At 48.5% G+C, this 26,691-nt stretch carries 16 protein-coding genes; 14 read left to right on the top strand and 2 right to left on the bottom strand.

Annotated features, from left to right (window positions below):
* Positions 1 to 540: 540 nt before the first annotated feature.
* From BC643_RS14740 to BC643_RS14685, 12 genes are all read left to right on the top strand, one after another.
* Positions 541 to 1,752, top strand: a complete 1,212-nt coding sequence (locus BC643_RS14740; RefSeq protein ID WP_120273805.1) for an oligogalacturonate lyase family protein — start codon at positions 541 to 543, stop codon at positions 1,750 to 1,752.
* Between the two features lie 41 nt (positions 1,753 to 1,793).
* Positions 1,794 to 4,652 carry a glycosyl hydrolase gene (locus tag BC643_RS14735; protein WP_120273804.1) on the top strand — a complete coding sequence of 953 codons (2,859 nt, stop codon included), beginning with the start codon at positions 1,794 to 1,796 and terminating at the stop codon, positions 4,650 to 4,652.
* A 1-nt stretch (position 4,653) separates the two neighbouring features.
* Complete coding sequence (locus tag BC643_RS14730) at positions 4,654 to 6,801, top strand: hypothetical protein (RefSeq protein WP_211338064.1); 2,148 nt, start codon at positions 4,654 to 4,656, stop codon at positions 6,799 to 6,801.
* A gap of 28 nt (positions 6,802 to 6,829) precedes the next feature.
* Entirely contained in the window at positions 6,830 to 9,733 is a 2,904-nt protein-coding gene (locus tag BC643_RS14725) for a glycoside hydrolase family 2 protein (RefSeq protein ID WP_120273803.1), read from the top strand.
* Between the two features lie 19 nt (positions 9,734 to 9,752).
* Positions 9,753 to 13,472 (top strand): DUF4450 domain-containing protein, encoded by a 3,720-nt coding sequence (locus BC643_RS14720; protein WP_147377235.1) that lies wholly within the window; start codon positions 9,753 to 9,755, stop codon positions 13,470 to 13,472.
* Positions 13,473 to 13,633: 161 nt separating this feature from the next.
* Positions 13,634 to 14,722 (top strand): glycoside hydrolase family protein, encoded by a 1,089-nt coding sequence (locus BC643_RS14715; RefSeq protein ID WP_120273801.1) that lies wholly within the window; start codon positions 13,634 to 13,636, stop codon positions 14,720 to 14,722.
* Positions 14,723 to 14,775: 53 nt separating this feature from the next.
* On the top strand, positions 14,776 to 16,290 hold the full coding sequence (locus tag BC643_RS14710) for a rhamnogalacturonan acetylesterase (RefSeq protein WP_120273800.1): 1,515 nt from the start codon (positions 14,776 to 14,778) through the stop codon (positions 16,288 to 16,290).
* Between the two features lie 26 nt (positions 16,291 to 16,316).
* A complete protein-coding gene (locus BC643_RS14705; protein WP_120273799.1) occupies positions 16,317 to 18,239 on the top strand; it encodes a rhamnogalacturonan lyase in 1,923 nt (640 codons plus the stop codon).
* A gap of 52 nt (positions 18,240 to 18,291) precedes the next feature.
* Complete coding sequence (locus BC643_RS14700) at positions 18,292 to 19,626, top strand: rhamnogalacturonan acetylesterase (RefSeq protein ID WP_120273798.1); 1,335 nt, start codon at positions 18,292 to 18,294, stop codon at positions 19,624 to 19,626.
* A gap of 42 nt (positions 19,627 to 19,668) precedes the next feature.
* Positions 19,669 to 20,790 (top strand): glycoside hydrolase family 88/105 protein, encoded by a 1,122-nt coding sequence (locus tag BC643_RS14695; RefSeq protein WP_120273797.1) that lies wholly within the window; start codon positions 19,669 to 19,671, stop codon positions 20,788 to 20,790.
* A 135-nt stretch (positions 20,791 to 20,925) separates the two neighbouring features.
* On the top strand, positions 20,926 to 23,451 hold the full coding sequence (locus BC643_RS14690; RefSeq protein WP_120273796.1) for a glycoside hydrolase family 95 protein: 2,526 nt from the start codon (positions 20,926 to 20,928) through the stop codon (positions 23,449 to 23,451).
* Positions 23,452 to 23,522: 71 nt separating this feature from the next.
* Positions 23,523 to 23,735, top strand: a complete 213-nt coding sequence (locus BC643_RS14685; protein WP_120273795.1) for a DUF2569 family protein — start codon at positions 23,523 to 23,525, stop codon at positions 23,733 to 23,735.
* 9 nt (positions 23,736 to 23,744) lie between these two features.
* Here the strand turns inward: BC643_RS14685 and BC643_RS14680 are convergent, their stop codons facing one another.
* Positions 23,745 to 24,401, bottom strand: a complete 657-nt coding sequence (locus BC643_RS14680; protein ID WP_211338063.1) for a helix-turn-helix transcriptional regulator — start codon at positions 24,399 to 24,401, stop codon at positions 23,745 to 23,747.
* Between the two features lie 115 nt (positions 24,402 to 24,516).
* Here BC643_RS14680 and BC643_RS14675 point away from each other — a divergent pair, with 115 nt between their 5' ends.
* Together BC643_RS14675 and BC643_RS14670 are read left to right on the top strand one after the other, a co-directional pair.
* Positions 24,517 to 25,131 carry a superoxide dismutase gene (locus BC643_RS14675; RefSeq protein ID WP_120274303.1) on the top strand — a complete coding sequence of 205 codons (615 nt, stop codon included), beginning with the start codon at positions 24,517 to 24,519 and terminating at the stop codon, positions 25,129 to 25,131.
* A gap of 139 nt (positions 25,132 to 25,270) precedes the next feature.
* Complete coding sequence (locus tag BC643_RS14670) at positions 25,271 to 25,831, top strand: NADPH-dependent FMN reductase (RefSeq protein WP_120273794.1); 561 nt, start codon at positions 25,271 to 25,273, stop codon at positions 25,829 to 25,831.
* A gap of 81 nt (positions 25,832 to 25,912) precedes the next feature.
* Here the strand turns inward: BC643_RS14670 and BC643_RS14665 are convergent, their stop codons facing one another.
* Positions 25,913 to 26,641, bottom strand: a complete 729-nt coding sequence (locus tag BC643_RS14665) for a peroxiredoxin-like family protein (RefSeq protein ID WP_120273793.1) — start codon at positions 26,639 to 26,641, stop codon at positions 25,913 to 25,915.
* Positions 26,642 to 26,691 lie beyond the last annotated feature (50 nt).

Raw genomic sequence — 26,691 nt, 5'->3', positions numbered from 1 at the left:
TTTACCTTTTACAATCTGTGAAAACAGCAAAACCTGCTGTACAACCACTATTTCCGGGATAAAAACCAGTTTGTCATGGCATTTGTGTACAAAAATGCAGGATAAAAACGCGCCAATAACTGACCTTTGTGATATGCTTCGAAGCAAGACAACTTTGAACACAAACGGTAACAAACTAAACAGCGACCTTTACAATGCCTGACTTAACCAAAAAACAGACACTGCAAATTTTTCCTCAGGGAAAAAACAGTTTGGTTAAGACAGCCACTAACCGGTCAACCGAAATTTCGACTACTACAATTAGTTATATATGGGCAACAGGAGAATCGGCCACAAGCCTTCGACTGGACAACATTCAGAATAAATTCCCCGGGGAGCATTCAGGCCCCGGGGGAAAATTGCCCTCCAAGAACGTATTGCAAAGAAACTACTACTACTACACAATTATTTTTCAAGTTGGACCTAACCGGTGTTTGAGTCGGGAAAATCAGTTGTCAGGACACAATTGATTTTCCCGATCGACGCCAAACCAATGAAGCGATGAAGAAGTATGAGCTATTCTTTTTATTAATTGTGTTGTTTCTATCAGCCTGTCAAAACAAAGAACTTTTAGTTATTGAAACCGGATCGCAAACTCCGATGCCAGAGTCCTGGATCGATCAGGATACCGGCCATAAAATAACGCATCTCGTTGATCGGGAAGGAGACAATCGAAGTTTCTATTTTCATAACAACCCGTTTTTACCGGCAACCGCCGAAGTCAACGAGAAAATGATCTTCTCCGGAAAAGTCGGTGACAACTCTCAACTGTTTGCCGTCGACCTGAAAACCAAACAGGCCGAACAACTCACCAATAAAAAGGGTGTTTCCGGTGAAGTTTTGGGGACAAAGACTCGCAGCGTTTATTACCAATGCGGCGACAGTGTTTTCGTGACTGGAGTTGAGCGTAAAGAAACCCGTTTGATTTATGTATTTCCCGATAGCCTCCGTGGGCACATCACCACTGTCAATGCCGACGAAACATTGCTTGGCGGAGCAATCAGTTCTCCTGAAGAACGCGAGATATTCCGCAACAACCCGAAAAAGAGCGATTATTTCAACCTGATCTACGAAGCCAAACTGGAGCGTTCTCTTTTTACAATCGACGTTGAAACCGGTGAGCTGAAAAAGATTTTCTCAGACCATGCCTGGCTCAATCATATCCAGTTTTCGCCAATCGAGCCGAATTTGCTGATGTTTTGTCACGAAGGTCCCTGGCACAAAGTAGACCGGATCTGGACAATCGACATCACTGGTGGTGAGCCGAAACTGATGCACAAACGCAGTATGGACATGGAAATAGCCGGGCACGAATTCTTCAGCCCTGATGGAAAACGAATCTGGTTCGACCTGCAAATGCCTCGTAGTAAAACATTCTTTTTAAGCGGAGCCGATGTAGAAACAGGTGATGAAAAGCGCTACAGCCTGACGCGCAACGAGTGGTCCATTCATTACACGATTTCGCCCGACCAAAGCCTGTTTGCCGGCGACGGCGGCGACCCGGGACAAGTAGCAAAAGCGGAAGATGGCATGTGGATCTACCTTTTCTATCCCGAGGGTGATCATTTTCGCTCCGAGAAACTGGTTAATATGAAGCACCACGACTACAAACTGGAGCCAAATGTTCATTTTTCACCCGATGGCAAACAAGTAATTTTCCGTGCCAATTTTGAAGGTCATTCCGATATTTATGCGGTTGACCTGACCAAATAACGAATAAAACCTAAATCCCAATAACCTTAGAACGAATTAAAATGAAAACACGACTAATGCGATATCGACAATTCTTTTTACCGTTGGTATTGGCCGTAGTTTTTTTGAGCAGCTGCCACTCCCCGAAAAAAGGACCTGCTCCGAGCTGGCCCTCAACAACAAACGAAACCCACCCGTGGACCCGCTGGTGGTGGCACGGAAGCGCAGTGAATGCCAAAGATCTAACCGACAACATGGAACAACTGCACGAAGCCGGGTTCGGTGGACTGGAAATAACCCCCATCTATGGTGTGAAAGGTTTCGAAGATCAGGACTTGAGCTTCCAGTCTAACGAATGGATGGACATGTTCGAACATACCTTGCAGGAAGGAAAGCGACTGGACCTGGGAATCGACCTGGCCAACGCATCCGGCTGGCCCTTTGGTGGCCGCTGGATTCAAGCAGACGATGCCTGCAAATACGTCGCTTACAAACAATATCATGTAAAGCGCGGTCGTAAATTGACTGAAAAAGTTGAATTCATCCAGAAACCGATTTTACGTACTGTTGGAACCAAGTTGAAACTGGAAGACATTAAATTCCCGATCAGTAGCAACACCAACTTGCAGGAAATGGCACTTGACCAGGTTCGCTTCCAAAAGCCGCTTCCGCTGCAAACCCTCATGGCATACAGCAATCAGGGAGATGTTATCGACCTGACCGACAAAGTAGATGCCAACGGACAACTCGACTGGACAGCCCCCGAAGGAGATTGGGATTTGTATGCTGTTTTTGAAGGTTGGCATGGCAAAATGGTTGAACGCGCCGGCAAAGGCGGAGAAGGTAATGTGATTGACCATTTCTCAGAAAAAGCAGCCAAAGATTTTCTGGCTTTCTACGACTCAACAGCTACCGGGCACAATCTTTCCGGTTTGAGAGCCTTCTTCAACGATTCGTATGAAGTGGACGACGCTAACGGAGAGGCAGATTGGACACCAAAATTCTTTGATGAATTCAAGACCTTGCGTGGCTACGATTTACGCGAAGACTTGCCAGCACTGTTCGGCAAGGACTCGGAAGAAATGAATAGCCGCGTGATGTGTGACTACCGCGAAACAATATCCGATTTGCTGCTCACCCGTTTTACCAACGTTTGGGCCGATTGGGCAAAATCGCACAATGCACTGATCCGCAACCAGGCACACGGTTCACCTGCCGCCATTCTTGATTTGTATGAAGCCAGCGGAATTCCGGAAACAGAAGGTACCGACCCCATGCGCATCAAAATGGCAACCTCTGCCGGACACGTTAGCGGGAAACCGCTGATCGCCTGCGAAGCCGCAACCTGGCTCGACGATCACTTTTTAGCCACACTATCCAAGTCGAAACAAAACTTCGACCGCTACCTGGCCAACGGCGTCAACCACATCGTCTATCACGGAACACCCTATTCACCCATCAACGATCCGTTCCCCGGATGGATGTTCTACGCAGCGGTTCATTACGCACCCACAAACTCCTGGTGGCCCGATTTAAAAAGCCTCAACCAGTACGTCACCAACAGTCAGTCATTCCTGCAACACGCTGCCCCCGACAACGATCTGTTGCTGTACTTCCCGATCTACGATGCCTGGTCGGAACGCGGCAGAAGCATGCTTCGCCACTTCGGCATGCATACCGAAGAATTGACCAAAGAGCTAAGCCAATCGCTGCTGAGCCAAGGCTACACTTTCGATTATATTTCCGACCGCCAGATACAAACACTCTCCGGGGAAAAAGATTTAATCAAAGCGAAAGGGGCAACTTACAAAACGATATTGATCCCTACCTGTGAGTACATTCCACTGCAAAGCATGAAAAAATTGAAAGCACTGGCGGAAGGTGGTGCAACCATTATTTTTGAGAGCAAACTGCCTATGGATGTTCCAGGAGTTGCAGATCTCAAGGAACGCCAAAAATCCTACGATGAACTGATCGCCTCCATCGAATTCCAGGAAGAAAATGACATGGAAGTGGCCCGCGTTGGAAACGGATTCTTCATCTGCTGCTCGGATATTTCGTCCATGTTGAAACGCCGCTCGGTTTATCCGGAAGAGATGGCCTCACTCGGATTATGGTTCAGCCGTGTTGAACGCCTGGAAGGAACAGCCTATTTCATCTGCAACTGGACCGACAAAGCCATCGATCAATGGGTGAAAATCGAATCATCCGGCGAAGAAGCCGCCTGGTTCAACCCGATGAACCGTGCGATTGGCAAAGCAGAGGTGAAAAAATTATCGGACAGCCAATCGGAAGTCTATCTTCAGCTACAACCGGGCGAAACCTTGATTTTACAATGGTACCCCTACAGCTTCGATCTGGACAACTATCCGGTTTACGAGCAAAACGAGAATAAAACTGAATTGGCAGGAGAATGGACCGTTTCATTCATTCACGGAGGGCCAAGTCTACCGCCGACATTCACCACTGAAAAATTGCAATCATGGCCCGAGATTTCAGACGAGCTGAAAGTGTTCTCCGGAACAGCCGCCTATAAAACACAATTTTCAAAACCTTCAGAAACGGCCGCTGGCTACCGTTTGGATTTGGGAGAAGTGTACCAATCGGCTAAAGTTATCTTGAACGGTGAAGAGTTGCAGACACTTTACGGACCATCTTACAGCCTGGTCATTCCTTCTGAAAAACTGAAAGACAGCAACGAATTGGAAATCCGCGTGTCGAACCTCATGGCAAACCGCATGATTGAAATGGACAAAGAAGGCGGACAATACAAGAAATTTTACAATACCAATTTCGCGGCTCACGAGCGCGAAAACCGCGGTGCTGACGGGTTGTTTACTGCAGCATCCTGGGAACCGCTTCCTTCCGGATTAGTTGGCCCGATTTCACTAACACCATTGCAAACGAAAACCATAAACTAAGATGATTAAAATAAAAACCATAAAAATCGCGGCACTGGCTTTGATCTTCGCAGCTTTTGGCTGCGCTGAAAAACCAGTCGCCAAGATCGACCGCCACGCGTTGGTAACCCGCAACAATGTGACCGTTGAAGGATTCGACTCTCTGGCAAGCCTTTCAGTTGGAAACGGCAATTTCGCCTTTACCACCGACCTCACGGGTTTGCAAACATTTTATGACGAATACGAAAACGGGGTGCCACTGGGAACGCAGAGCAACTGGGGATGGCACACTAATCCGAATACCGAAAATTACCAATGGTCGGAAACCTTGAAATACTGGGATGTTCAGGGTCGGGAAGTTCCCTACCGCCACCAGTTGAAAGATAACCCACGGGCTAATGCAGCCTGCAATTATTTCCGTGAAAACCCGCAGCGTCTTCACCTCGGAATGATTGGGCTGAAACTGACGAAAGCAGACGGCACGTCGGCTGTCATCGGCGATATCAAAAATGCACGTCACGAGCTCGATATGTGGACCGGCAAAATTACCAGTAACTTTGAATTCGAAGGTGAACCTGTGACGGTTGAGACCTACTGCAATCAGGATCAGGACCAAATTTCGGCGCAAATTGAATCGCCATTAATTGCAAAAGGCCAGTTAGCCGTTCAATGGAAATTCCCTGCAGCAGTAGCCGAAAACACGCACGCCGGCTACGATTTCAACTCACCTGGCATTCACCAGTCTGTGCTAGAAGAAAATACGGGCAACCAAGCCAAAATCCACCGACAGCTGGATACCGACAGTTACGAAGTTGCTCTAAACTGGACCGGCGATGCAGAATTAGCAGAAGCTGAACCGCACACTTTTGTTCTTCAACCTGCCACGGGAGAAAGCCTGGAAGTAAACTGCCTGTTTGCCTCGGAGTTGGGAAACGAGACAGTTGCTGATTTTTCCGCAACCAAAGCCAACAACGAGCAAAAATGGCCGGCTTTCTGGCAATCAGGCGGCGCTGTTGATTTCTCAGCTTGTAGCGATCCACGGGCCAAAGAACTGGAACGCAGAACAGTACTTTCGCAATACCTGATCCAGATTCAAAGTTCCGGAAATCTGCCTCCTGCGGAGACCGGCTTGACCTACAACAGTTGGTACGGCAAATTCCACCTGGAAATGCACTGGTGGCACATTGCTCATTTTGCGCAGTGGAACCGCCCTGAGTACATGCTCGAACAAATGAACTACTACAACAAAATATATGACAAGTCTCTTCAAACGGCAAAAGACCAAGGATACAAAGGTGTGCGCTGGCCAAAAATGATCGGACCGGACGGTGAAAACAGTCCTTCTTCGGTTGGTTCATACCTCATTTGGCAACAACCGCACATCATTTGGTTTGCCGAGCAAATGTATCGAGCAAATCCGAGCGAAGAGACCATTAACGCATTCAAAAGGCTTGTATTCGCAACGGCTGATTTCATGGCTGATTTCCCCGTCTGGAGCGAGGAACAGCAACAATACAACCTCGAACCGCCATTAATTCCGGCCCAGGAGCACTGGCCGCGCGAATCGACCGAAAATCCCCCCTTCGAACTGGCCTATTGGCATTGGGCACTCACCGTTGCCAACGAGTGGAAAGAACGTGCCGGCGAAACGAAGGATGACAAATGGGAAGACGTTCGGCTAAAACTTGCGAAACCCGATCAGGCCGATGGCGTTTACCTCGGCATTCAAGGTGCAACCGATTCTTACACCAATATGGAGTTGATGGAAGACCACCCGGTTGTTTTGGGTGCTTACGGAATCCTGCCGGCCTGGGATAAAATTGATCCCGAAGTGACGCGCAAAACCATGCATGTGATTGCCGAACGCTGGGACTGGCCTTCAACCTGGGGCTGGGATTACCCGATGGCTGCCATGTCGGCAGTACGTCTGGGCGAACCCGAACTGGCACTCGAATTCTTATTAAAAGACGTTCAAAAAAATACGTACCTCAAAAACGGACACAACTACCAAAGCGAGCGTTTGCGCGTTTACCTGCCCGGTAACGGCGGGTTCCTGACAACCATCGCGATGATGTGTGCCGGCTGGGATGGATGCACTGAGAATAATCCGGGTTTCCCAAAAGACGGGAAGTGGGATGTAAAATGGGAAGGTCTGAACCCGATGTTTTAACCATGTTCAACGAAAACAAAAACTAAAAATGAAGAATTACTTTTTTCTGGCTTTTTTACTACTACTAACTAACTACACTATTGATTTGTCAGCCCAAGACCGGAAAGAAACAATGTTTCTTTCCGGCACTGACAATGAAAACACTGCGACCTGGGATTTTTATTGCACCTCGGGTCGTAAAAGCGGCGTTTGGTCAAAGATTGAAGTTCCCTCGCACTGGGAACAACAAGGTTTTGGTGAATACGACTACGGTCGAGACTACCGCACCTACGGTAAAAAATTCAAGTTCGCCGACGAAACCGGCATCTACAAACACAGCTTTACCATTCCGGAAAACTGGAAAGACAAAGACATCTTCATCGTGTTTGACGGATCGATGACCGATACCGAAGTGAAGGTTAACGGCGAGTTGGCTGGCCCAATTCACCAGGGATCGTTCTACCAGTTCCGCTACAACATTAGCGACAAATTAAAAGCCGGTGAAAACGAACTGGAAGTTACCGTTCATAAAAACTCGGCAAATGCTTCGGTGAACCGTGCCGAACGTTATGCCGACTACTGGATCTTCGGAGGTATTTTCCGTCCCGTTTATTTGGAAGCGTTCCCAAAAGAAGCTTACATCGAACGCGTTGCCATTGCAGCTAAAGCAGACGGCTCGTTCAGCATGGATGCTTTCCCGGTAAACGCGCAAAAAAAACAGTCAATTTACGCCGAAATCATTGATGCTGACGGTAAAGTCGTGAAAACCTGCGAAACGAAAATCAGCCCGAAAGACTCATTGGTGACATTGAGTTGTCAAGTTGATAACCCGGCTACCTGGACCGCCGAAACACCAAATCGTTATTCTGTAAAAGTTAGCCTGAAAGAAGGCAACACCACAAAGTACGAACTGAAGGAAAAATTCGGTTTCCGCACCATCGAGATTCACCAGGGAGACGGAATTTATGTGAATGGCGTGAAAATTAAAATCAAAGGGATCAACCGCCACGTATTCTGGCCCGAAACCGGCCGTTGCAGCAATGCCCGCATCGACCTTGACGATGTAAAGCTGATGAAGGAAATGAACCTGAATGCCGTGCGTTGCGCTCACTATCCGCCAGACAAAAGCTTCCTGAACATCTGCGACTCGCTGGGTCTTTATGTACTGGATGAACTGGCTGGCTGGCAAAATGCGTACGACACTGAATCGGGCAGCAAGTTGGTTCGCGAGATGGTAATTCACGATGTAAACCACCCATCAATTATTTTCTGGAGCAACGGTAACGAAGGCGGAACCAACAAAGAGCTGGACGATGATTTCGATATTTACGATCCATCGAAACGCCCTGTCATTCACGCCCACCACAAGCCGGGCAACGATTTCAACGGCATCGACTGCAACCACTACGAAAACTACTACAGCACGAAAAAAATACTGGAAGACAAGTTAATTTACATGCCAACTGAATTCCTGCATGCCCAGGACGATGGTGGCGGCGCGGCCAGTTTGGCTGATTTCTGGGAACTGCACTGGAACTCGAAACTAGGTGCCGGCGGTTTCATTTGGAACTTCTCCGACGAAGGTATCGTTCGCACCGACCTGGATAACGCCATTGATGTGAACCGGGTAAATGCTCCCGACGGCGTTCTCGGGCCACACCGCGAAAAAGAAGGCAGCTACTATGCACTGCGCCAAATCTACAGCCCGGTAAAAATTGATCTCAAGAAACTGCCAAGCGATTTCGACGGAACAATCGCCGTTGAAAACCGCTTCCACTTTACCAACCTTAACGAGTGCAAATTCACATGGGAGCTGGTCAACTTCGTACAACCCGAAGTTCGCGAAGCAGGTCACAAAGTGATGGCAAGCGGAACGGCAACAGCCCCCGATGTTGCTCCTGTAGCTAAAGGAGAATTGAAACTGAACTTGCCTTCAGACTATAAAAAATACGACGGCTTGTACCTGCGCGCCTTCGACCAACACGGAAACGAACTGTATTGCTGGAGCTGGAAAACAAACGGCAACCGCAAAGAGGTTCTGAAACTCGTAGAGAAATCGCTGGGCGAAGACGAAAAAGCACTGTTGGAAGAACTGAAAGCACAAGGCGTTGAAGAAGACAACATCCTGCCGATTGAGCAACAAAAAGGAGATGACTCAGGTCTGAGCTCAAAAGTTGAGCTAACCGAAAACAACGAGCAAGTTATCCTAAAAGCATCAGGAATTGCCGTGACCTTCAGCAAAAAAGATGGCACAATTCAAACAGTCACCAACGACTTTGGCTTGCCAATTCCGTTTGGAAATGGTCCGGTTTTGGTTAGCGGAAACGCTGAATTAGCCGGAGTGAGCCATCACGAGGCCGAAGGTGCGCAAGTGTTGGAAATGACTTACAGCGGCGACATCAAAAAACTGAGCTGGACCATGTACACCAGCGGCTGGTTGGAGCTGAACTATGAATACCAGGTTGCCGACAAACAACTGTTTACCGGTATCACCTTCAGCTTCCCCGAGTCGGACATCATCAGTGCCAAATGGCTGGGCGATGGTCCTGCGCATGTTTGGAAAAACCGCCTGCAAGGAGGCCAACTGGACGTTTACCAACGTTTGTACAACACCATTATGCCGGCGACAAACAGCTGGGGCGATCAATTCAAAGGATATTATGCCGACGTTACCTGGATGGAGTTCAACACGGTTGACGGTAAATTCACCGTTGTCGCGCAGGAGCCGGATCTGTTCGTTCGTTTGTTCAGCTTCTACGGAATTTCAGGTCCTGAGAATTATCCGCAATTGCCGGCTGGCGACATTAGCTTCCTGGACGGCATTCCTCCAATCGGAACAAAACTGGCCATGGGTATCAGCAACGACACTTGGAACCTCGGACCATCCGGCGAACTGAATGTGATGGAAAAACCGGTTAGCCGCACCCTCTATTTCTATTTTGGATTGAGATAAGTAAAAATTGAATACTGTTTTGAAGATTAGTTTTTTATTAGTTTGTTCATCATTGCGTAAGCAGGAGCTCCGGCTTCTGCTTATTGCCTTGATTTTGGTTTTGCTGACATCGAAAGCCGACGCACAAATCCCCATGCAACATTGGTCGGAGACGGGGCGCAGTTTACGCTACACACCCGATCATGGCGATTTTGTGATCGTAAATGGAGACAAGCGTTTCAACCGCTCGTTATACGGTTCAAATACCGGATTCAGGGTTGAAGCCGGCGACTTGCCTGAGTTCAGCATGTACATGCCACGGCTGGGAGGCACGCTTCGTCTGGGACTGCAAAAAGGCAAAACGTCGAAATGGCTGATAGATGCCGATCGCATTGAAGCCCGTTACAACAGTGGCAGCATGCGCTACAGCATTAGCGACAAACTAATGGGTGAAGGCAAACTAAAACTGAAAATACTGGCCCTACCCAACGCCGACGGTATGATCCTCCAAATTGAAGGACTAAAAGTTCCGAAGGATGTCAAACTATTCTTCGCATTTGGTGCAGCCTCCGATAAGCGTTTTTCACGTGAAGGAGATCTGGGCGCTGACCCGGAATCGGTTTTTTACCTGACTGCCGACAAATGCACCACCAACGAATATTTCCTCAACGACAACAGCTTCGACCTGTATTACGGGGCCGAGCGAGCACTTTCGGATGACGAGGTTTATGAAAATGATTACAAACCTACGACTGAAGAACTCGAAGCGACCCGACTGAAAAGTAAAAAGAAAATCATCGGTCTTTTCCCGCAAACCTGCGAATTGAAACTGGCCGACGCCGCACAACAAGAAACTCCGAATGCACTTTTCGAAAGTGAAGCAAAAGATGCACCTGTTGCTTGCGGGCAATTGGAATTGAACGACAATCAATCTGAATACCTGTTGCTGGCAAACCCCGAAACGATTGAGAAACCGAATTACAACGAGCTGGCTGCACTTTTTGAAGATGCAGAAGAAGCTCGTCTCGAGTTGGCCAACCATTTCAAAATAAATACCCCCGACGAGTACATCAACGCGGCCGGCGCTGCTTTGGCGGCAGCTGCCGACGGCGTGTGGGATGGCCAAGCATTTATGCACGGTGCCGTGGCCTGGCGTATGCCGCTGAATGGCTGGCGTGGCGCGTACGCTGCCGACTGGCTCGGATGGCCCGACCGCGCCGAAACGCATTTCCGCGGCTACTTCAAAGCACAGTACACCGAACCGGCTTCCGGCCCAAGCGTGCCCGATCCAAAAACACATCTCGCCCGACAAAAAGAAGAAGTGGGCACGGCCTTGTTTACCGATGGCTACATCAGCCGCAATCCCGGAAAAATCAGCAAGCCGCACCACTACGACATGAACTTGGTGTTCATCAGCCAACTGCTGTGGCACTACCGCTGGACGGGCGACACCGCTTTCATTCGCGAAAGCTGGCCGGTGCTGGAACGCCACCTGGCCTGGGAAAAAAGAAATTTCGATGCCAACGATGACGGCCTTTACGATGCCTATTGCTGCATTTGGGCCAGCGACGCGCTTCAATACAGCGGCGGCGCCGTCACCTATTCGTCGGCCTACAATTACCGGGCAAATCTGATGGCTGCCGAACTGGCGCCAATCGTTGGGAAAGATCCGTCCACTTACCGGGCCGAGGCTGAAAAGATTAAAGCGGCTGTGAATTCCCAACTCTGGCTGCCGCAAGAAGGCTGGTTTGCTGAGTACAAAGATCTTTTGGGACAGCAACAAGTTCACCCGTCAGCAGCAGTCTGGACCATCTACCATGCTATCGACGAAGGTCTGGCCGATCCTTTTCAGGCCTGGCAAAGCACGGAATACGTGGATCGGGAAATCCCCCGGATTCCGATAAAAGGTGAAGGAGTTCCGGAAGGATTCTACACCATTTCGACAACCAACTGGATGCCCTACACCTGGTCGATCAACAATGTGGCCTTGGCCGAAGTGTTGCACACAGCCCTTGCCTACTGGCAAAGCGGACGCAGTGCCGAAGCTTTCCAATTGACCAAAGGCAGTTTCCTCGACTACATGTTTATGGGAAGCTGTCCCGGCAATTACGGACAACTCTCCTACTACGATGCTTTCCGCGGCGAACTGTACCGCGATTTTGCCGACCCGATTGGCGTCGCATCGCGCGTATTTGTTGAAGGTTTGTTCGGCTTTTCACCCAATCTGCTGAATGACAAAATCACGCTGAAACCGGGATGGCCTGCCGAATGGGAATATGCCCAAATGGAGACGCCCTACCTGAAAGTTGATTTCAAACGGAATAGGCAAACCGATAGCTACAAAATTGACAACCGCTTTGGGAAACCACTGCAATTAAACTTGGAATTGACAGCCCGCAGTGCAGCTGTCCAATCGGTCAAAATAAACGGAAAAGAAGCAGATTGGATTTGTGATACCGCAGCCATTGGGAAACCAGTGATCGTATTAAAAACTCCAAAAGCGGAGAAGTACGATATTGAGATTGTTTGGGGAGAATTACCAATTGAAAGCATTACAACTGATTCGGTTTTGGCAATCGGGGATCAAATTCAACTTCAAACAAAACAGGCGCAGATTCTTCATATCAACGATCCGCAGTCAGTTTTAGAACTATTGCAATCAAACCCGCATAACGTGACCGCAAAGCTGAAATGCGAACTGGGTGGCCGTTCTTTCTTTGTAAAACTTCAACAAGGAAAATTAAGCTGGTGGCAACCCATTTCGTTTGAATTGAAGGAGCCGATTGAATTCGTATTTGATAAAAATCAGCCCGAAGACAAACTGGAGTTTTCCGTTCAAAACAACTCGAACCACGAAATCACCGGAACAGTTCTGCTGAGCGGCTACAAACAAAAGCTAAAACTCTTAGCTGGTGAAAAATCGACCTTGATTACTATTCCTTCGAAATATTTAGTTGCCGGAACTAACTCAGTCGCATTCAAAACGAAACAAGGCGATTTGACCGCCAACATTACAAACTGGAACATCCAGGCTAAAGGCCAGATGGAAACGATTCCGCTTGACGGCCAATTCAACGATCGGGTCACCGATATTTTCACCGAGCAATATACCTCTCCGCGGTCCCCGTACCCAACGCTTTCAATCCCAATTCAAGGCATTGGCGACTGGTGTTCGTACAAGGAGCATGAAGAAATTGATGACAGCGGCCTGCGAAACGCGGCTCGCAAAACCGGACAAATTGTATCTCAGCAAGGAATTCCATTTGCAACACCTTCAGCAGAAACCTCAAATATTGTTTTCACCTCACAATGGGATGTTTATCCCGAAAGTGTTGAGATTCCCCTGAACGGAAAAGCCTCACATGCCTACCTGCTCATGGCCGGATCAGTGCATCACATGCGCATAAACATGGTCAACGGTTTGGTGGAAGTGGATTACACCGACGGCAGCAGCGACACGCTGACGTTAAAAAGTCCTAATAACTGGTGGCCGATCGAACAGGATTATTACGATGACGGTTATGCCTTTAAGCTACCGTCTGCACGTCCGCCCCGTTTGTACTTAAAAACAGGCGAATGGCATATGGACAGCTACCAGATTCTGTCGAAAAACAAAACAATAAAAATAGAAGGTGGAGCGGCAACCTTGCTCGACCTTCCGCTGGATCCGAAAAAAGAACTGAAAAGCCTTCGTCTGCGTACGCTATCAAATGACCTGGTAATTGGTCTTATGGGCTTAACGCTGGGTAGGGTAGAATAAGAAAAATACGTCTAATAGGTAGTGCAATATTGCAAAACCTAAATCTCGCAGCACAGTTTGCCGGATCACAAGACCACCGGACAAGAATAAGGACGCTGAACGATAAGAAACTGAGAGGGTTTAAGAAACCCGAAACTAGAAACTTTGAACCTGAAACAAATATGAGCACACGACGCCAATTTATACAACAAAGTCTTGCCGCAGGCAGCCTGTTGTTATTGCCGGGAGCTAAACTTTGGGCTCAGGAAGGAGGAACATATAAAAAGGGAGACATTTCTGATTTCTCGAAACGTTTGCAACCTCTTGGCCGAATTCTGGAATTGGAAGGTTACTATGTTTGGGGATGCAGTTCTTTTGTCGACCCTGCCGGCAAGTTTCATGTGTTCTTTTCGCGCTGGGATGCTCAAAAAGGAATGGGCGGCTGGATTAAAGGAAGCGAGATCGCTCACGCCGTAGCTGAGAAAGCCGAAGGTCCTTACGAAAATATTGAAACAATCCTGGCGCCTCGCGGCGAAAGATTTTGGGACGCCACCACCTGTCACAACCCGCACATTCAATACTCGCAAGGTAAATATTGCCTGTTCTACATGGGAAATTCGAACGGGCGCACCAACACGAAACGGATTGGGCTGGCAACAGCCGAATCGTTAGACGGGCCTTGGGAGCGCATGGATCACCCGATTTTGGACGCCGGTGAAACGGGAGACTGGGACGATCATTGTACCTCAAACCCTTCATTCATCAATTACCCCGACGGATCGTGCTGGTTGTACTATAAATCGTGGAATACCGAAGAATACGAACACCCGGTTGATCCGAAAATACGAGGAAACCGAAAGTACGGGCTGGCCGTTGCTGAGCACCCGGAAGGCCCCTATTCAAAATATAGCAAGAACCCGATTATCGACTATTCGCAATTGGGCAACAACCGCCAATTGGAGGACGGGAATGTATTTATGGAAAACGGCAAGTTTTACATGCTGGCCCGCGACATGGGACGCTTTGATCACGAGGTCGGCATCATCCTCGAATCTCAAGATGGGATCAAGTGGTCGGAGCCCAAAATCAGTTATTTCGGAACATCGCATTATATGGAGCAGCCTCCTGCTCCGCCGCATTTAAAGAAATACGGACGCTTCGAACGGCCACAAATCCTGATGCAGCAAGGCAAGCCCACCTATTTATTTGTAACTTCACAGGGTGGAAAATACCAAACTGCATCACCGTTTGTTTTCAAAATCAACGATTAAATAAGCATAAAATACACCCTTCGGGCGAGTCCCGAACAAAAAATCTTAGAATCATGATACGTTTATTATCCCTGAGTTTATTAATCTTTCTATTTACCAATTGCCAGGTAAAACGAGACGAAACAATTACCGGTAAACCAACGCTCTACATCATTGGAGACTCGACCGTGAAAAACGGACGGGGCGATGGAGCCAGAGGGCTTTGGGGATGGGGAGATCCGATCCAACAGTACTTCGATACCACAAAAATTGACATCGAAAACCATGCACTTGGTGGTACCAGTAGTCGCTCGTTCCGCAGCAAAGGTTTGTGGGATGAAGTGCTGCGTAAAATTCAACCCGGAGATTACGTATTGATGCAATTCGGGCACAACGACAACGGTCCGATCAACGATACCATTCGCGCTCGCGGAACCTTCAAAGGTATTGGTGAGGAAACCGAAGAGATCGACAACATGCTGACCGGCGAGCACGAAATTGTACACTCTTATGGCTGGTACATGCGTCAATATATTATTGAAGCGAAGCAAAAAGGAGCTGTTCCGGTTGTTGTTGCACCCATTCCTCGTAACGACTGGAAAGACGGAAAAATCATCCGCAATGACGACAGCTACGGAAAATGGGCAAAAGAGGTGGCCGAACTGGAAGAAGTTCCGTTCATCAACCTGAACGAAAAAATGGCTGCTGTACTCGATACGATCGGACAGGAAAAAGTAACCGGTACCTATTTCTTCGATTGGGATCACACGCATACCAGCGCTAAAGGCGCATCCTTGTCTGCCAGTAAAGTTGTTGAAGGGCTGAAGGAACTGGATAATTGCTGGTTGAAAGATTACCTGCTCGCCAATCCGGTGATCAACTTCCCGGTAAAAAAGAAAGTTTTCATCATCGGTGATTCAACAGTTGCTAACGGCGACGGAACCATTGTTGGCTGGGGACGTGAACTTCCTTCATTCTTCGATACCACACGTGTTGAAATCATCAACAAAGCCCGTGGAGGACGCAGCAGCCGCAGCTACCGTTACGAGGGTCTTTGGGATGAAGTATTGGAGCAAATGGGCAAAGGCGACTTCCTGTTAATCCAATTTGGACACAATGACGGCGGAAATATTGACCAACCGAAATATCGTGGCTCGCTGCAGGGAATGGGAGAAGAAACCCAGGAAGCTCACCGCGACAGCGCAGGAATCGAAGTCGTTCACACTTACGGTTGGTACATGAAAAAATACATTTCAGAAGCCAAAGCCAAAGGTGCCACTTCAATTGTGATCAGCATGATTCCACGCAACATCTGGAAAGACGGCAAGGTTGAAAGAGCTACCGGATCATATGGAGACTGGGCAGCTGAAGCAGCTCAGGCAGAAGGCGCGTTCTTCATTAATCTGAACGAAGAAGTTGCCGAAGAATATGAAGCAATGGGACCGGATATTGTGAAAAAGTTTTTCCCGAAAGACCACACCCATACCAATGATGCAGGGGCACGTTTAAATGCGCTGACACTTGCAAAAGAAATTAAGGATCTGCGAGACTGCCCGCTTTACGGGTATGTTGAGATCCCCAGAAACTAGTTTCTCCGATAAACCTACCTACTACCATGAAACAATTACTAACAATCATTCTTTTTGTCGTTGGGCTCAACACTACTCAGGCCCAACGACAAATGGAATACCTCACACGCGGACTTGAAGCGATACAAGCCGGGCAGGACAATGTTTTTGTGAGCTGGCGACTTTTAGCATCCGATGCCGACGACATCGCTTTCAACATTTACCGGGAATCTGAAGATCAGGAATCAACAAAGTTGAATCCCACGCCTCTGACAGATGCAACGTCATTTATGGATTGCGCCAAATTGGCTAACGGCGAATACACTTATTCTGTTAAACCGGTTATTGCCGGTAAAGAAACAGATGCGGACGGAAGTTTTCAATTTGAAAAATCAGACGATAGCCATCCCTGGTTTTCGGTGCCCTTACGCACGCCTGAGAATTATTCTCCCGGCGATGCCTCTGCAGCCGATTTGGACGGCGACGGCGACTACGAGCTGGTCATCCACATGACTGGCAAAGGTCACGACAACAGCCACAATGGTTCGACTGATCCACCTATTTTCCAGGCTTATAAGCTCGACGGAACGCTACTCTGGACCATCAACCTGGGCAAAAATATTCGCGAAGGTTCGCACTACACGCAATTCCTGGTGTACGACTTCGATGGCGATGGCCGGGCTGAAGTTGTGATAAAAAGCGCCGATGGCAGCGTTGACGGGATGGGCAAAACTATTGGCGACTCCAAAGCCGACCACCGAAATGAGTTGGGCCATGTTTTGGAAGGACCGGAATATCTCACCGTATTCGACGGGCTGACCGGCGCTGAATTGTCAACCGTTCCTTTCGAACCGCGCCGCCACCCGACAAAGGCAAATCCAACGCCACAAGATCTGGCCAAAGTTTGGGGTGACGGAAGAGGAAACCGTTCGGAACGTTACTTGGCTTGCGTTGCCTACTTGGATGGTATTCATCCGTCTATCGTGATGTGCCGTGGTTACTACACGCGCGTCACACTGGCTGCTTTTGATTGGCAAGATGGAAAACTCACCAAACGCTGGCTATTCGATAGCGACGATGGCACGCCCGGAAACAGCGCTTTCCACGGACAAGGTAACCACAGCGTAAGCGTTGGTGATTTGGATGGCGATGGATGCGATGAAATTGTTTACGGAGCCGCGGTCATTGATAACGATGGCAAAGGTTTGTATTCAACCGGCTTGGGACACGCTGATGCCTTGCATTTTTCGGATCTCGATCCGACACACCCGGGTCTGGAAGTTTTCAATATACAGGAACGTTTTGACGATGCCGGTATGAATTTTCGGGACGCCAAAACCGGCGAGATCTTGTGGAAAGTGGCCTCCGTTCACGCTGCCGAATCAGGTGGTGACAAAGGCGAAGGACCGGGCCGCGGTGTGGCCTTCAACGTTGACCCACGCTACCCCGGGGATGAATGTTGGGCCTTTGGTGCAGGCATTGAAGGCATCTGGAATGCTCAGGGTAAAAAGATCAGCGAGACAACACCACGTACCTGCAATTTCGCGGTTTGGTGGGACGGCGATCTGCTTCGCGAACTGCTCGACAAAAACCGGGTGATGAAATGGGATTGGAAAAACGAACAGTTGGTGACTTTGCTCGAGGCTGACGGCTGCTGGAGCAACAACGGTACAAAATCAACTCCGGTGCTCAGTGCCGACCTGTTTGGCGACTGGCGCGAGGAAGTTATTTTGCGCACACGCGACAACCAATCACTGCGAATTTATACGACAACCATTCCCACGACACACCGTTTCGTAACGCTGATGCAAGACCCGATTTATCGGTTAAGCATCGCCTGGCAAAATGTGGCCTACAACCAGCCACCTCAACCCGGTTTCTATATTGATGACGAAATGAAAGCCCCCGTAAAACCGGCAATGAAACTGGTCAAATACCAGGGAGACGGTATTAGCCGCAGCTGCAACTAGCAAGGCTAAATCAGAAAAGAAATAAATAAATAAATAAATACGATAGCTACTCATGAAACTACATTTCAAAAAAGTCTTTTTAATGCTCGCTGCCGGGATCATTGGCAGCCAAACAATTTCGGCACAAGATATTGTCCGGAAGTTTGACTTTGGAAGCGGAGCTGTTCTCAGCGGCTTCACCGGAGTTGATGCTCAGTCAGTTTACACTCCTGAAAATGGATTCGGTATTGTCAGCACTTCACCTGTAAAGGCACAGGCCGGAGAAGGAGAGTGCAATCTGACGAACGACTGGGTGACTTCCGACGCTCCGTTCTACTTCAAAATAGACTTGCCTGAAGGACGTTACCGGATTACGGTGACATTGGGTAATTCGGAAGAAGCAACCGCTACAACCGTAAAAGCGGAGTCGCGTCGTCTGATGCTCGAAAATATTGAAACCCCAAAAGGTGAAGTTATCACCAGGACATTTATCGTCGATGTGCGCACGCCGCGTATCAACGACACGCTGGAGGTACGTCGCAAACCACGCGAAATGACCTACCTGAACTGGGACAACAGCCTCACGCTCGAATTCAACGGCCCAAAACCCTGTGTTTCGTCGATCGTTATCGAAAGTGCCAATGGACTGCGTGCAATTTTCCTCGCCGGCGACTCCACCGTTACCGACCAGGAAAACGAACCCTGGGCATCATGGGGGCAAATGTTCCCGCGCTTTCTGAAACCGGAAATCGCTGTTTGCAACTATGCCGAGTCCGGAGAGACCCTGAAAGCTTTCCGCCGTGCAAACCGGTTGGAGAAAATCATCAGCGTGATGAAGCCGGGCGATTACCTGTTTATCGAATTTGGTCACAACGACCAAAAACCGGGAGGCAACCATGTCGATCCGTTTACGACTTACCAGGAACAAATCCGCTTCTACATGAACGAAGCCCGCAAAAAAGGAGGCATTCCGGTACTGGTTACCTCAACTGCCAGAAGAGCTTTCGACGAAAACGGAAAAATCAAAAAAACACTTTTGGAATATCCGGATGCAATGCGCCAATTAGCGAAAGAAGAAAATGTTGCCTTGGTTGACCTGAACGCGATGACAAAAGTGCTTTACGAAACATTGGGCGTTGCAAATTCGACTCATGCCTTTGTACACTATCCGGCAAACACATTCCCGGGACAGGATAAGGCACTGGAAGACAACACGCACTTCAACCCATACGGAGCATACGAACTGGCAAAATGCGTGGTACAAAGCATTATCGACCAAAAACTGGAATTGGCGAACTATGTTGTCGACGACTTTGCAGGTTTTGACCCGGCTAAACCAGACGATTTCGAGACCTTCTTCTGGCCTCTGAGTCCTGCTGCCGATGTGGTGAAACCCGACGGAAATTAGTAACTATGTATTCAGAAATAAATACTTAAACTCAATTATACTATGAAATCAAGAATTCTGGGCTTTTTGGCCCTTGCAGTAGCGCTGATGTCGTGCCAACCGAAGGCAGAAACCTTCCCAACGAAGCAGGAGGTACTCGACAAGATGGTACTGACAAACAAATACTTTATGGACAAATGGCCGGACACCGGCAAAAGCATCATTACCAATAAAGAACGTCCGAGTAACATTTGGACTCGTGCCGTTTACTATGAAGGTTTGATGGCGCTGTATTCAATTGATGCTGATCAAACTTTCCACGACTACGCGTTGTCGTGGGGTGAAAACCACAATTGGGGACTCCGTGACGGTATCACTACCCGAAACGCCGACAATCAGTGCTGTGGACAAACCTACATCGACCTGTACAACATCAAACAGGATTCGGTTCGTATTCACGACATCAAAGCGTCGATTGACTCGATGATGGTAACCGATAAAATTGACGACTGGGACTGGATTGATGCCATCCAAATGGCAATGCCTGTTTTCGCGCAATTGACAAAACTGACCGGTGACACTGCTTATGCAGAGCGTGCCTACGACATGTATATGGACAGCAAAGTAACCCAAGGACTTTGGAATGCCGCCGACAGCCTGTGGTGGCGCGATGCTGATTTCCTGCCTCCGTACACCGAGCCAAACGGCGAAGATTGCTATTGGTCGCGTGGAAACGGCTGGGTTGTTGCAGCTTTGGTCCGCGTAATGGACATTCTGCCAAACGATCCGCACCGCGACGAATACGAAACAACGTTACTGCAGATGCTGGAAGCCTTAACTCACCTGCAACGCGAAGATGGTTTCTGGAACTGCAGCCTGCACGATCCGGATCATTTTGGTGGCAAAGAAACAACCGGAACAGCGTTGTTTGTCTACGGGATGGCCTGGGCTGTGAACAACAACCTGGTTGACGCAGCGACCTACAAACCAATCATTCAAAAAGCATGGAATGCCATGGCTAAAGATGCGGTTCACGAAAACGGATTCCTGGGTTATGTACAGGGAACCGGGAAAGAACCGAAAGATGGCCAACCGGTAACTTACACCAGCATGCCCGATTTTGAAGATTACGGCTTAGGTTGCTATCTGCTCGCCGGAAGCGAAGTTTACAAAATGGCGGAATAGTAAATCGCCAAAATCCACCTAAAAAGGGTGAAGAAGTGTTCTTGGTAACATTTCTTCACCCTTTTCTTATCAAATGAAACCATCAAGCCAGCCAATTTTCTTCTATTTTTGAGTAATCGATAACGAAAACCAATCATGCTTAAGAAGACCTCCCTTTACCTTTTTCTCTTATTCGCACTTGCGGCCTGCCAAACACCCGAGGCAGAAAAACCGGATTTGAAACTGTGGTACAATCAACCTGCAGCCGAATGGATGGAAGCGCTGCCAATAGGCAACGGTTCGCTGGGCGCCATGGTTTATGGCCGCACCGACACGGAAATTATCAAACTGAACCACGACGAATTTTGGGCCGGCGCACCCCGTGACCTCACCAACCCGAATGCAGCTGGCGTTGCCGATAAGGTTGCCCAACTCATAAAAGAACGGAAATACGCGGAGGCCAACAAATTGATTCGCAAAATACAAGGTCCCTACAGCGAACCCTACCAACCTTTGGGCGACCTCAACCTGCAATTCGACCATGAAAATCCGCTGAACTACAAGCGGGAACTCAATATTTCGAATGCATCAGCCAACCTGAGTTACGAAAACAACGGTGTAAAATATACCCGTGAACTGATTTCCAGCTTTCCGGATCAGGTCATCGCCATTCATCTGACTGCCTCCGTCACCGATTCGCTCAACTTCAAGCTAGGGTTAAAAAGCCTGCTTCATTATCAAGTGAAAGCAGAGGGCGACATTTACAAAATGGTTGTTAAAACCGACAAAGACATCCTTCCCAATTATCGGGTTACCGACGACGAAGCCCGTGTGTCTGATGGCTGGGATGGCGAAGGCATGTTTGCCCAAGTTGATGTTCGCGTGCTGGCACACAATGCCGATGTGTCGGTTTCAGACGACGGTATTCAACTCACCAATGGGGAAGAAGCGCTGATCCTGATCTCGGCAGCTACCAGTTTTAACGGGCCGTTTAAATCGCCGGCGTTCGAAGGAAAAGATTACGCTGCCATTGCCGACAGTATCCTCAGTCACGCGGAACAATCGGACTGGAATACACTGAAACAGAAACAGACTGCCGACTATCAATCGCTGTTCAACCGGGTGAAACTCGACTTAGGCCAATTGCCCAGTACCGACACCATCCCGACTGATCAGCGCCTGATCGCTTTTCACGAAAACGAAGACCCGGCAATGGTTTCACTACTGTTCCAATACGGCCGCTACCTGTTAATTTCAAGTTCGCGCCCCGGAACGCAGGCTGCAAACCTGCAAGGAATTTGGAGTCGTTCGGTCCAGCCACCCTGGAACTCCAACTACACGCAAAATATCAATTTGGAAATGAATTACTGGCCAGCCGAGCTCACCAACCTGAGCGAACTGACTGACCCGTTGATGAACCTGATTCGCACCAATTCGGTGAAAGGTGAAGCCATCGCCAAATCATACTATAACCTGGATGGCTGGTGCAGCCACCACAACGGCGATATTTGGGGACACTGTGCTCCGGTTGGCGACAACGGACACGATGATCCCATGTGGGCCAACTGGCCGATGGGCGGCGTGTGGATGCTGAGCCATGCCTGGGAGCATTACGCTTTCACCGGCGACACAGCCTTCCTTGCCGAGATGTATCCGCGCATGAAAGGTGCTGCCCATTTCCTGATTGGTATGCTGGCTGAAAATGACGAGGGTTATCTGGAAACGAAATTTGGCACTTCGCCCGAAAACCAGTTCCACGATCCCGTGACCGGCGAACCTGTGTCGGTTTGTGCTGGCCCGGCCAGCGATCTGGCCATGACGAACGAACTACTAAACCACTGTCTGTTGGCAAGTAAAATATTGAATACCGATATGGAGTTCCGGGCAGAACTGGATAGCCTGATTCCACGACTGCAGCCTTTCCGGGTAAATGACAAAGGTACGCTAATGGAGTGGAATGAAGACTTTGAAGAGATGGATCCGCACCACCGCCACATGAGCCATTTATACGGTTTTCACCCAGCCAATCAGATCAACCTCTGGGACACGCCGGAACTATTTACAGCCGTTGAAAACTCCTTGCTCCGTCGTGGTGATGAAGCAACAGGCTGGTCGATGGGTTGGAAAACCAACATGTGGGCCCGCATGCTCGACGGTAACCATGCCCTCAAAATAATAAGCAACCTGTTTACCCCGATCGACTTCGGGCCACAAAACATACACGGAGGTGGTTTGTACAAGAACATGCTCGATGCCCACCCGCCTTTCCAGATCGACGGAAACTTCGGCGTTACAGCAGGCATTGCCGAAATGCTGGTGCAAAGCCACACCGGAGCCATCCACTTGCTGCCTGCCCTGCCCGACCAATGGCAAACCGGTTCGGTTACCGGGCTGAAAGCTCGCGGAGGTTTTACAGTTGACCTGAGTTGGAAAGATGGCAAACTAACTTCAGCAACAATTCATTCAGCTTTGGGTGGGAAATGCCTCATCCGTTCGGAGTGGCCGTTGAATTTGCCAGAAGCCAGTGCTGACGCAAAACCCAACAGTCTGATGTTGCCAACACCGGTTCCCGCGCCCAAAGTAATCGGCACACCCGACCTTCAACCCAATAACAATAAAAAATATTTTACGTACGAGATCGATATACCCAAAGGGGGTGAATTGGCATTTGCCCCCCTTTAGTTTTTACTGAGATTTTTTATTGCAAAGAGGGAAACCGCGGTTTCCCTCTTTTGTTTTTGATGAAGTAAAAATTGCTAACGTATTTCATTAACGGCCAGTCACCTGATATTTCAGCCATCGTACGCGAAGTTATTTATGCTGCCATCTGGATCCCTTACTTCTCTCTTTCGGAACAGGTAAGAGATACCTTTACCCGTTGCTGGAACCGACCTTTGGAAAACCGACAAGCTGAAGACGGGGAACCCGATCGCGAACCGGAAAACGATGCTGCCTATTCGAGTTAAAAGCCGGAACTAGCCGTTCGCCTTCACCCGGTAGGAACAGCGACGTTCGCCTTTAACAATGTGCTCGGTTCGATCAACCTGAAACTGGTTGCCCATTGCCAAACGAAAGGTATTCAACTCTGCCCTGCAAAATCCCTGACACTCAGTAGCGGCGGCGCAAATCGGACAGTGGTTTTCCATCAACAGGTAACCTTCATCGTCCTTTTCCCATTCGGCCATGTAGCCTTCTTCAGAACGAATCTCGACCAATCGGTTCAGCTTATCTTCCACGTCAGTACATTGCCCAAGGGCTTCCTCGTATCGTCTCGTCGTCGCCTGCTCGCGCGCGGCGATGAGCTGATCCAACGCATCCTGCCCCAAGATTCCTTTTATAGAACTGAGCAACTGTACCGTCAATTCGGCATGTGTATTCGGGAAACGTTCGTAGCCTTTTGCCGACAAACCATATAAAACGGTTGGACGGCCCACACCTTTCGAAACCTTTTCACTTTCAACCAGACCGTCATCCATCAATTTCTTTAAATGAAGACGTGCTCCTTCGTTCGTGATTTCAAAAGCCTTTGACAAGACTGCAGCTGACTGCGGTCCCCTCATTTTCAGAAAAACAAGCATGCGCTCCGGCGTGCTGTTTAACGCTCGTTGATATGTGCTCAAATATTTTTCCAAGTTTTTACTTGTTTTATTATGCGAATATAGTAATTTTGTCGTGTGTCATCAACAAAACCGGTTTAAAATTGACGCAAACTAGAAATTAGCCATGTTTAACTTAAAACAAAAGATCATGTCATTTGAATTACCACAATTACCTTATGCACACGACGCTTTCGAGGCATACATTGATGCACAAACCATGGAAATCCACCATGGCAAACACCACCAGGCTTACGTTACAAACCTGAATAACGCAATAGCCGGGACAGACGCAGAAGGTAAATCACTGGAAGAGATTATCAAAGAAATTAGTAAATACAGTACAGCCGTGCGCAACAACGGAGGAGGACACTTCAATCACTCTTTGTTCTGGAAGATTCTTTCACCAAGCCCCGCTCTGGCACCTTCAGGCGAGCTAAAAGCGAAACTTGAAGCCAAATGGGGTAGCCTGGACAAGTTTAAAGAAGAATTCAACAAAGCAGCCGCTACTCGTTTCGGTTCGGGATGGGCCTGGCTGATTGTTACGGCAAGCGGAGAGCTTGAAATTTGTTCGACTCCAAACCAGGACAATCCACTGATGGATGTCAACACAACCGGCCAGGGAACGCCAATTCTTGGTCTTGATGTTTGGGAACACGCTTATTACCTGAAGTACCAAAACAAACGCCCCGATTACATCGGCGCTTTTTGGAATGTACTCGACTGGAAAGCTGTTGAAGAAAACTACAAAGCAGCAAGCAATTAAACAATGACAGACAAAAACCGGTTTCGGAACTTGAGCGCCACTCGAACCGAAGCCGTTTTTGCCACCCTCGACTTGGGAAACAAGCAGCTTGTCCGCACAGAAAACAATCGAAACAACAAGACGCAGAAAGCAGATTAACATGAAAGTATTGATATTTAACGGCTCATTCGAACGGAAAGAGAATTCTACATCCCACCGGATTGCCAACTTTTTTAAGGAGGCTCTGGAGCAGAAGCAACACGAAGTCACCGTATTTAATCTCGGCAATGCAGACATTCCGATTCTCGACGTTGAAAATTGGGAGGCACCAGAATCGGTAGTTGCCATGAACAAAGCATTTCGCGAAGCAGACGCCCACATCTGGCTGACTCCAATGTACCACGGCAGCATGACAGGTGCCATGAAGAACTGCCTTGACTGGCTGGAATTGAGCGCCAAGGAACCCGAGCCGTACCTGACCAACAAAGTGGTGGGGATGGTTTGTTGGGCCGACGGCGGACAAGCGATGCAGGGCATTAACGCCATGGACTCGGTTGCCAAAGCACTCCGCGCATGGACTCTTCCTTATTGTATCCCGGCTGTTCGTCGATTACTGACGGATCCCGAAACCAACGAATTTACCGAAGAATATCAAAACAAATTCAATTTAATGGCTCAGTTACTGTCGAGTACCAGCGTTCCGCAGTATTCGTTTGCATAAAACCCAGCCATAAAAAACACATTAAAAAATAAGCTGTCCCTGAATCAGGAACAGCTTATTTTTCTTCTGATACTTTCGTTTTTAATTGTTAAGTTTTTTTAGTGCTTCCAAAATATCAGCAGGTTCTGCCCGATTTCTGTAGTCGGCATCCAAAAAAGCATAACGAATTGTACCGTCAGTATCAATCACATATGTGGCTGCCAATGGCAGTTCATCACTCTCATCACCGTTGGTACCATGCAAATCGAAGGCTTTCTGATAGCTTTCAGCTACCCCATCGGTCAGCTTAAACACGATACCGTATTCGCGGGCAACTTTATTTCCAACATCGCTTAATACTTCAAACTGAAGCCCATGTTTCTCCGACGTCGAAATTGATTTATCCGGTAATTCAGGCGTCAAAGCTAACAGATTGGCTCCTTCGGCTTTAAAGTTCGGCAATTCCTCTTGCAAACTGTGCAGCGTTAGGTTACAATACGGGCACCAGCCACCGCGGTACCAAGTCAGAATCACCGGCCCTTTCGCCAGATAATCCGTCAGCATCACCTTTTCTCCCACCGCATTGGTCAATTCAAAATCGAGCGCCTGGTCCCCAACATTCATGGCGTGCTCCAATACGCCACTGTGTGCAACCGAAGAAATTCCATCGGCATAAATAACTTTCAATTGCTCCGGTGCGCTCTTCTCAAAGTTCGCTTTTCGCGCGTTCAAAGCATCCTGAAGGCTACCTGCATCAGTTTGCGCTCTAGCTTGCACCGCAAAAATCAATAAAATAGAAATCGTGAAAATGAATTGTCTCATTGTTTTCATATTGAATTGTTAAAATCAAGTGTTTAAACTCTATAATCTGTCAGGAACAG

Source organism: Mangrovibacterium diazotrophicum, assembly GCF_003610535.1.
GTDB lineage: Bacteria > Bacteroidota > Bacteroidia > Bacteroidales > Prolixibacteraceae > Mangrovibacterium > Mangrovibacterium diazotrophicum.
The sequence above is the reverse complement of the archived record's forward strand: the minus strand, read 5'-3'. Positions and strand labels throughout refer to the sequence as shown.

Bases quoted from the DNA above. Each gene is read 5' to 3' on its own strand.
- BC643_RS14705 (WP_120273799.1), top strand. From the start codon at position 16,317: ATGAAACAATTACTAACAATCATTCTTTTTGTCGTTGGGCTCAACACT.
- BC643_RS14715 (WP_120273801.1), top strand. From the start codon at position 13,634: ATGAGCACACGACGCCAATTTATACAACAAAGTCTTGCCGCAGGCAGC.
- BC643_RS14665 (WP_120273793.1), bottom strand. From the start codon at position 26,641: ATGAAAACAATGAGACAATTCATTTTCACGATTTCTATTTTATTGATT.
- BC643_RS14690 (WP_120273796.1), top strand. From the start codon at position 20,926: ATGCTTAAGAAGACCTCCCTTTACCTTTTTCTCTTATTCGCACTTGCG.
- BC643_RS14675 (WP_120274303.1), top strand. From the start codon at position 24,517: ATGTCATTTGAATTACCACAATTACCTTATGCACACGACGCTTTCGAG.
- BC643_RS14740 (WP_120273805.1), top strand. From the start codon at position 541: ATGAAGAAGTATGAGCTATTCTTTTTATTAATTGTGTTGTTTCTATCA.
- BC643_RS14730 (WP_211338064.1), top strand. From the start codon at position 4,654: ATGATTAAAATAAAAACCATAAAAATCGCGGCACTGGCTTTGATCTTC.
- BC643_RS14725 (WP_120273803.1), top strand. From the start codon at position 6,830: ATGAAGAATTACTTTTTTCTGGCTTTTTTACTACTACTAACTAACTAC.
- BC643_RS14695 (WP_120273797.1), top strand. From the start codon at position 19,669: ATGAAATCAAGAATTCTGGGCTTTTTGGCCCTTGCAGTAGCGCTGATG.
- BC643_RS14710 (WP_120273800.1), top strand. From the start codon at position 14,776: ATGATACGTTTATTATCCCTGAGTTTATTAATCTTTCTATTTACCAAT.
- BC643_RS14735 (WP_120273804.1), top strand. From the start codon at position 1,794: ATGAAAACACGACTAATGCGATATCGACAATTCTTTTTACCGTTGGTA.
- BC643_RS14700 (WP_120273798.1), top strand. From the start codon at position 18,292: ATGAAACTACATTTCAAAAAAGTCTTTTTAATGCTCGCTGCCGGGATC.
- BC643_RS14670 (WP_120273794.1), top strand. From the start codon at position 25,271: ATGAAAGTATTGATATTTAACGGCTCATTCGAACGGAAAGAGAATTCT.